The 8635-nt window shown below is 39.5% G+C and carries 5 protein-coding genes; all 5 read right to left on the bottom strand.

From position 1 onward, the window contains the following. A partial coding sequence (locus K1X82_07345; protein MBX7181910.1) for a PAS domain S-box protein occupies positions 1-2091 on the bottom strand: 2091 nt, incomplete at its 3' end. 158 nt (positions 2092-2249) lie between these two features. Continuing rightward, positions 2250-2828, bottom strand: coding sequence for a PhnA domain-containing protein (locus tag K1X82_07340; GenBank protein MBX7181909.1), 579 nt, complete (start codon positions 2826-2828; stop codon positions 2250-2252). Between the two features lie 12 nt (positions 2829-2840). Beyond that, the gene (locus tag K1X82_07335; GenBank protein MBX7181908.1) at positions 2841-3575 is read right to left on the bottom strand and encodes a menaquinone biosynthesis protein; all 735 of its coding nucleotides are present in this window, start codon (positions 3573-3575) and stop codon (positions 2841-2843) included. A 3-nt stretch (positions 3576-3578) separates the two neighbouring features. Further along, on the bottom strand, positions 3579-4850 hold the full coding sequence (gene serS, locus K1X82_07330; GenBank protein ID MBX7181907.1) for a serine--tRNA ligase: 1272 nt from the start codon (positions 4848-4850) through the stop codon (positions 3579-3581). 18 nt (positions 4851-4868) lie between these two features. Continuing rightward, complete coding sequence (secA, locus tag K1X82_07325) at positions 4869-8192, bottom strand: preprotein translocase subunit SecA (GenBank protein MBX7181906.1); 3324 nt, start codon at positions 8190-8192, stop codon at positions 4869-4871. Between the last annotated feature and the right edge of the window lie 443 nt (positions 8193-8635).

Below are 8635 nucleotides of genomic sequence, written 5' to 3'. Positions count from 1 at the left end.
TTCTTTGGCTTTCTTAAGCTTATCTTCCGCAAGTTTTTTATGTGTTATATCCTTGGTTAATTTCGAAAATCCTATCGTATTTCCATTTCGATCCGATAAAGCAGTTATAGAAATACTAGCCCAAAACATAGTGCCATCCTTTTTCACCCTCCAACCTTCATCCTGTACTTTTCCTTCTATTCTGGCCTTTTTAAGCAAATGTTCGGGCAAGCCTTGAAGAATGTCTTCCTCCGTATAAAATTGTTTATGACTTTTTCCGAGAATATCTTCTGTTTGATATCCTTTAATTAGTTCGGCGCCTTTATTCCAGTTGGTAATTTTCCCTTCATTATCTAATAATAAAATTGCATAATCCTCTACCTCTTCAACCATTTTATGGTACTTTTCTTCACTTTGCCTTAACTTTTCCATATGTACCCTTTCTGCAGTAATATCTACTGTATGCATTAAAATTCCACCAACTTCGCCTTCCGAAACATACCAAGGACAAACTACCCAAGATAACCATTGCACACTGCCATCTGCGCGATAAAAAGGACTTCCGGTATTCACATCCCTTTCACCATTTAAACAATTTTGATGTATTCTTTTCCAATCCTCCCCAATTTCAGGAAATACCTCATAATGAGAACGTCCGATAACATTGGTTCCAACCAGGCCATAATCCTGCAACCACCTTTTGGAAACGGACAAATATCGAATTTCCTTATCAAACATGGCTAACGCTGTTGGTGCTTCTTCAATAAAGGTTTTTATTTGTTCATAGCTAACCTTTAAGTCATGTTCCAATAATTTTTGCGCGGTTATATCCGTATGAATACCAACACCACGAAAGGCAACACCATTCTCATCATACTCCATGGCACCACTTACCTTGATATACTTTTCATGACCATCAACTAAAATTCGGTGTTCGAAATCTATCCTTGATTTTTGAGTAGCAACCTCCCAAAATTTGGACAACGTTTTTTCCCTATCCTCCGGATGAATTCTCGCCGATAAATCATCCAACAAGATGGACTTGGTATCAGGTGGGAATCCCCAAATTTCATAAAATACCTGATTGCCAACAACTCTCCTATCCTTAATTGAAATATCCCAAACACCCACCTTGGCTCCGGAAGTAGCCAGATTAAACCTTTCATTCAATTGATTCAATTCCAAGGTCCGTTTCCTGATTGTAAGTTCTAAATCCTTATTCAACTGCCTAAGCGATTCCTCTGCATCATTCTTACGCTCTTCCATTTGATTGAGGTAATAGGAAGAAATGGACAAAATCAGTAATCCTATGACCATAAAACCTATACTAAATAAGGCGATTCCGAATTCCACACCTATCAAACTTTCTTTGCTGATGGTACTTGCTCGAAATAATCCTAATAAAATAATGGTTACCATAACTCCCGGAAATATTCTTCGCGCCATTCTACTTCCGGAAGTGTTTTCCAAAAACAAACCCGTAAATGCTAAATCATCATTAAAAAGGGAACAAATAATTGAAAGACTAAAAGTTAAAACCGCCGAATGCAAGGTCATTGTTCCTATGATGAGGATTTTACTCAAATAAGGAACTTCATACAAATAACTTAAAATAAAAATAAAGGTAAATACGGAAACCGCGTGAAAGGCCCATTGTGAAACCTTACGCTCCCATAAATTAGAACTATCATATTTTATTAATCCTAATCCCAAAAACAGAAAGGTAATTGACAATGCAGTACTGGTTCTGCCGGGATGAGGTAAGCCTTTTGCTCGAGAAACATAATCGGTAAATACCAATTCATCTATCCCTAAATTTACGTTAAAGTAGGTCTGAAACAAAGAAAGGAATGATAAGCAAACAAAAATTATAGGGAAAACCTTTCCAATTCTTCTAATCTTTGGATTCTCAAAGGTCTGCATCCAAATAGTTAAACCGCATAAAATACTGCAAATCGCAGTATTAAACTTCATAGTTGAACCATCCTTTAACGAGGTCTTCATAGCCTCCTGACCCAAAATCCAACCAATAATAACCCATACTCCTACCACTATGGCCCAAGTAGCAGCCATACGAATAATGATAGGAAATCGTAAACTTGAAATACTCATGTATTAAAGCCAATCGAATTGTCATAACCCGATTGACTTAAATAAACGCATTGCTTCCGTCAAAGTTTCTCAAACAACACGAAAGCCTTAAAAAATACTCTTATTTCCACTTTTTAAGGCATAAAAAGCTATGCATCTATAAATATGCAACTTGGCTACTAACCTTGCTTTCGAACGTATTTTGTTAATATCACAATTACTTGTCCGTCAATCTTCCCTTCAATTTGGGTGTTATTATTTTCTACTAATCGGATATTTTTAACAACTGTACCCATTTTGGCATTCAAGGTAGAACCTTTTACATCCAAGGACTTTATTAAAACAACTGTATCGCCGGTCTGTAATTGATTACCATTGGAATCCAAATGCAAATCTCCTACTTCTTCATGCTCCTCCGTTAAACCTGCATTGGCCCAAGCCAAGGTTTCATCATCCAAATACATGGAATCTAATAAATCCTGAGCCCAAGATTCTCCTTTTAACCGATGAAGCATTCGATAAGACACCACTTGAACCCCCGGAACCTCACTCCAAATAGATGAAGATAAACAACGCCAGTGATTAGGATCCGTTTCCTTGGATTCTATTTCCGATTGACATTTCGAACAAGCCATAAAGGAATTCTGTTCGGTTGGTGTGGTTTGTGGCTTAACCAATACTAAACTTAAGGTGGAACTTGATCCACATAATTCACACTGATTATTACTGCGGGTTTTAAGGATATTTTCTAATGACATCTTGGGTAGAAATTACAATTTAGAAAGAAATAAATCCAAGCCTTGTCGCTTGCTAGAATCTAAATCATAGGATATTCGATTATTTATATAATTAAATGCCGTTTCCATTGGAATATTCGGATTTAACAATTCCTTTAAAGCCTCTCCCCTCTTCTCCAATCCGAATTTCAAACCTTCTGAAAACTCCTTCTTAACTAATTCATCCAATGGAATTCGACTGTACCAAACAGCAAATACAAAGGGTAAACCCGTTAAAAGTTTCCAATTTTCAGATAAATCATAGGAATATGGAAACTTATTGACCTGGTTAAAACACCTATCACCTATAATCACTCCTGCAACATTTCCTTCAATTCGGTCTTCATATCCATGAGTTGCCTGCAAAAACTCAGGCGAAATCTTCCACCATTCTTTGCATAATACCTGCACCAACTGAACACTTGTTCTACTCTGAAAATCTAACCAAATTTGCTTAATCTCAGCTAATGGAACCTGGCTGTACAACATGACCGTGTCTACAGGTCCATCTGCACCAATGCAGAAATCTGAAAGAATTTCACCCTCTTTCATTTGTGGAAGCACCGCAGCAGGAATTAATCCTATGTCGGCCTTTCCCTGCAACAATTTCTCTGCACATAGGCTCGGAATATCCAAAGATAATTCTATTTGGCTATGAATAGAAGAATGCTGCAAACCATAAACAAACGGAATAGAATTGGTATAAGAAACTGCCGATACCCGAACCATCAATTACTTAATCGTTTCAAAACCGGTATATGGAACCAATGCTTTGGGAATTCGAATACCTCCATCAAATTGAAAATTCTCTAACAATGAGGCTACAATTCTTGGTAAAGCCAATGCGCTTCCATTTAAAGTATGAGCCAACCTGGTTTTACCATCCGAATCTCTAAACCTTAGTTTTAGACGATTGCTTTGGTAGGTTTCAAAATTAGAAATAGAACTCACTTCTAACCAACGTTTCTGAGCTGCACTATAAACCTCCATATCGTAAGTTAAAGCCGAAGCAGTTCCCATATCACCACCGCATAATTTCAAGGTCCTAAATGGCAATTCCAATTCTTTCAACAAACCGGCAACATATTCTCGCATTTGCTCCAAAGTTTCATAACTTTTATCCGGATGCTGAATTTGCACTATCTCAACCTTATCAAATTGATGAAGACGGTTCAAACCTCTTACATCCTTTCCGTAACTGCCGGCTTCTCTTCTAAAACATGGGGTGTAGGCTGTATTTCGAATTGGCAATTCCTTCTCCGATAATATTACATCCCTGTAGAAGTTAGTTACAGGAACCTCTGCAGTTGGAATTAAGTATAAATTATCTACTCCTACATGATACATCTGTCCTTCCTTATCAGGCAATTGACCGGTTCCAAAACCACTGTCTTCATTTACTACATGAGGAGGTTGCATTTCCCGGTATCCTGCTTCTGTTGCACGATCCAAGAAAAAATTAATTAGTGCTCTTTGTAATCGAGCTCCTTTTCCTTTGTAAACAGGAAATCCGGCTCCGGTAATTTTCACACCTAACTCAAAATCTATCAAATCATATTTTGCTGCCAATTCCCAATGTGGTAATGCATGCTCTCCTAATTCCGGAATTTCTCCATGAGTGAAAATGGTTAAATTATCATCCGCACCTTTCCCTTCAGGAACTGAAAGGTGTGGTGCATTCGGAAGGGAAACCAATAACTCCTGCAAGTCAAGCTCTGCCTGCTTTTTCTCATTCTCTTTCTCCGAAATAGCTGCCTTTAATACAACGGTCCTTTCTTTTAATTCTGCCGTTTCGGAGGCCTTGCCCGATTTAAATAAGTCCCCAATCTGTTTCGACAGTTGATTGGACTCTGCCAACATAGCGTCAGTCTCGGTTTGAGCGGCCTTCCTCCTATTATCTACTTCAACAATCTTTAATATGGTTTCGGTTGGATCGAAATTACGCTTCTTTAAACGCTTAATAATCTCGTCCTGATTTTCTCTAATCTGCTGTAAGGTAAGCATGATGGTAATTTTGTGCTATTAAACTAAAACATCTTTTCCATGGCATTGTTTAAACTTCTTGCCACTTCCGCAAGGACAAGGGTCATTTCTGCCAATTTTGGGTTCAACTTTTATTGGTGAAGTCTTCTGAACAGGAGCCGGAGCCGGCGGTGCACCTCCTTCCGGACCGGAAGTTGAACTGGATACATATTCCTCCTTCGAAGCTACAATTCGCTCCTTAGGTTGCTGCTGAATTCGTGGTGGAGGCGAAATTGGAACGTTTTCTTGCTGAGGTAAATTCCCCTTCACTAAAAAGGTAACTATCTCCTTATTGTTTATATTCAACAAGGTTTTAAATAACTTAAATGCCTCAAATTTGTAAATCAACAATGGATCCTTTTGCTCGTAAACTGCCCCTTGTACATCGTGTTTCAATTCATCCATCGCACGCAAATGCTCTTTCCATGCCTCATCTATAATAGCCAACACTACCGATTTCTCAAATGCTTTAACCACTTCCTTACCCTGACTTTCATACGCACGTTTCAAATGTACCAACACTTGCATGTTTTTTATTCCATCGGTAATTGGCACCAACATATTCTCAAAATCATGTCCTGACGTTTCGTAAACGTTCTTCACAACTGGCCAAACCCGACTAGCCAACGCTTCTTTTTTGTCGTGATAATGCTGATAAGCAGCGTGGTATACTTTTTCACCCAAGGATTGTGCATCTTCTTTCAAAAAGGTATTCTCTTCAAATGGTGCATCAATGCCAAGTACCCGAATTAATTCCAATCTGAAACCTTCATAGTTTTTCAATTCCTTGTACTCTCCCACAATATGATCCGCAACATCATACATCTGATGCGAAATATCCATGGCCAGCTTATCTCCAAACAAGGCATTCTTCCTTTTCGAATAAATAACTTCCCGTTGGCTATTCATTACATCATCATATTCCAAAAGACGTTTACGAATACCAAAGTTATTCTCTTCCACTTTCTTCTGAGCCCTTTCTATACTATTGGTTACCATGCTGTGTTGAATCACGTCACCTTCCTGATGACCCATTCTATCCATCAACTTGGCAATTCGATCCGAACCAAACATCCGCATCAAATCATCTTCCAACGATACAAAAAACTGGGAAGTACCCGGATCACCCTGCCTTCCTGAACGACCTCTCAACTGGCGGTCAACCCTACGGCTTTCATGCCTTTCTGTACCAATAATAGCCAAACCTCCGGCATCTTTTACCCCTTCTCCCAATTTAATATCGGTTCCCCTACCGGCCATGTTGGTAGCAATAGTTACAGCTCCCGCCTTACCTGCCATGGCAACAACCTCAGCTTCGCGTTGGTGCAATTTGGCATTCAAAACGTTGTGTTGAATATTCCTTAATTTCAACATCCGGCTTAATAATTCCGAAATCTCTACCGAAGTTGTACCAACCAATACCGGACGACCGGCCTGAGTTAATTTTACAACCTCTTCAATTACCGCATTGTATTTTTCCCGCTTGGTTTTGTATACCAAGTCTTCCATATCTTTCCTTGAAATATTCCTATTGGTCGGAATTACCACTACATCCAATTTGTAAATCTCCCAAAACTCTCCTGCTTCCGTCTCCGCTGTACCGGTCATACCCGATAGCTTTTCATACATCCTAAAGTAATTCTGAAGGGTAATGGTGGCAAAGGTTTGGGTAGCATCTTCTACTCTCAAATTTTCCTTGGCCTCAATTGCCTGGTGAAGTCCGTCCGAATACCTTCTTCCTTCCATTATACGGCCGGTTTGCTCATCCACAATCTTCACCTTGTTTTCTATCACCACATACTCCACATCTTTCTCAAACATGGCATAGGCTTTTAACAATTGGTTTACCGTATGAATCCGTTCACTCTTCACCGAAAAATCCAACATCAACTTTTCTTTTGCTGCAATTTTCTCCTGATCGGGAATTGAAAGCTTTTCTATATCAGCTATTTCACTGCCCACATCCGGTAGAATGAAGAAACTGGAATCTTCTGAATTGCCTGTAATCAGGTCAATTCCTTTCTCCGTCATTTCAATGCTATTGGTCTTTTCATCTATTACAAAAAACAATTCAGCATCAGCTTTAGGCATTTCTTTTTGCTGATCGGCCATGTAGTAATCTTCTGTTTTTTGCAAAACTTGCTTTACACCGGTTTCCGATAAATATTTAATCAATGCTTTGTTTTTTGGACCACCCCGGTGTGCCCTCAACAAGGCCAATCCACCTTCTTCTTTCTTGCCTTCTGCAATAAGTCTTTTTGCATCGCTTAGGCAAGTTTGAACATAACTACGCTGTGCCGAAACCAAGCGCTCAACTTTGGGTTTTAACTCCACAAATTCGTGTTTATCGCCCCGTGGCACCGGACCAGAAATAATCAAAGGTGTTCTGGCATCGTCAATCAATACCGAGTCTACCTCATCCACTATAGCGAAATTATGCCTTCTTTGAACCAATTCTTCCGGACTCCTTGCCATGTTATCGCGCAAATAGTCGAAACCAAATTCATTGTTAGTTCCATAAGTAATATCGGCCAAATAAGCTTGTCTTCTTTCTTCGCTATTGGGTTGGTGGTAATCAATACAATCCGTTGTTAGGCCGTGAAACTCAAACAACGGTGCGTTCCATTCACAGTCGCGTCGGCTTAGGTAATTATTTACAGTTACCACATGCAAACCTTCTCCCGGAAGTGCATTTAAGTAAATAGGTAAGGTTGCCACCAAGGTTTTTCCCTCCCCGGTAGCCATCTCAGCAATTTTACCCTGATGCAACACAATACCTCCTATCAACTGCACATCATAATGAACCATGTCCCATTTTATGGTGGTTCCGCCGGCATTCCAGGTATTGGCCCATTTTGCCTTATCGTTCTCAATTACCACGTTCGATTTGCGCACTGCCAACAATTTATCAAAATCCATAGCAGTTACTTCCAAGTAATCATTTTCCTTGAACCGACGGGCAGTTTCTTTCAATACCGCAAACGCCTGTGGAAGCAATTCTTCCAATTTCTCCTTTATTTTGGCCCTTCTGTTTTTTTCAATCTCTTCAATTTCTTTAAAGCAATCTTCACGCTCCTTCTCCTCTGTTGTATCCAACTCCGCTTTTTGTTTTAAAGCAGCAATTTCAGCTACTTCATCCGCAATATAATCTCGAATTTCTTGACGAAATTGCATGGTTTTACCTCGCAAAGCATCGTTCGACAAGGTTTTAAGTTTATCAAATTCAATATTTATTTCCTCAACAATTGGCTTTATAGCGGCAACGTCTTTATCTGATTTCTTACCAAATATCTTGGAAAGTAGGGCATTAAAAAATTCTAACATTAGTCGTCAAAAAATGGAGTGCGAAGTTAATTTGATTTTGCTTGCTCCAATGCTGTTTTGCATCAGAGTTTTCAAACTTTCTCAAAAACCAATCCCCGCAGCCCGGCATTTTGAAATTGGCAGTAAGTTTTCCAAGGTTCTACTTGTTTTGTCAGATTTGCCTTACAAGGCGTGACAGAAGGGCAGAAATTCCATACATTGTTGAAAAAAAGGTTTTAAAAATTTTTCAGTTTTCCGAATTTATTTTTTTTAGTTGGCGGGTCCCCTCGCACAAGGTTTTTCGGTTGAATCTGAACTTGATCGGGCTCGGGGCCGGGCTTTCGGCGTTACTCCTCGGCCCACTTGCTAACGCTGCGTGGTCCTGTGGGGTAACTGCCTCTATCCCTACCCGACCTAAACCCCAAGCAAACATATTTTGCCCTGCACAGTTGTAAGTTACCCTG

The organism is Bacteroidia bacterium, assembly GCA_019695265.1.
In the GTDB taxonomy this organism is placed as follows: Bacteria; Bacteroidota; Bacteroidia; order JAIBAJ01; family JAIBAJ01; genus JAIBAJ01.
Note: the sequence above shows the minus strand (reverse complement) of the source record. Positions and strands in the feature narration are given on the sequence as shown.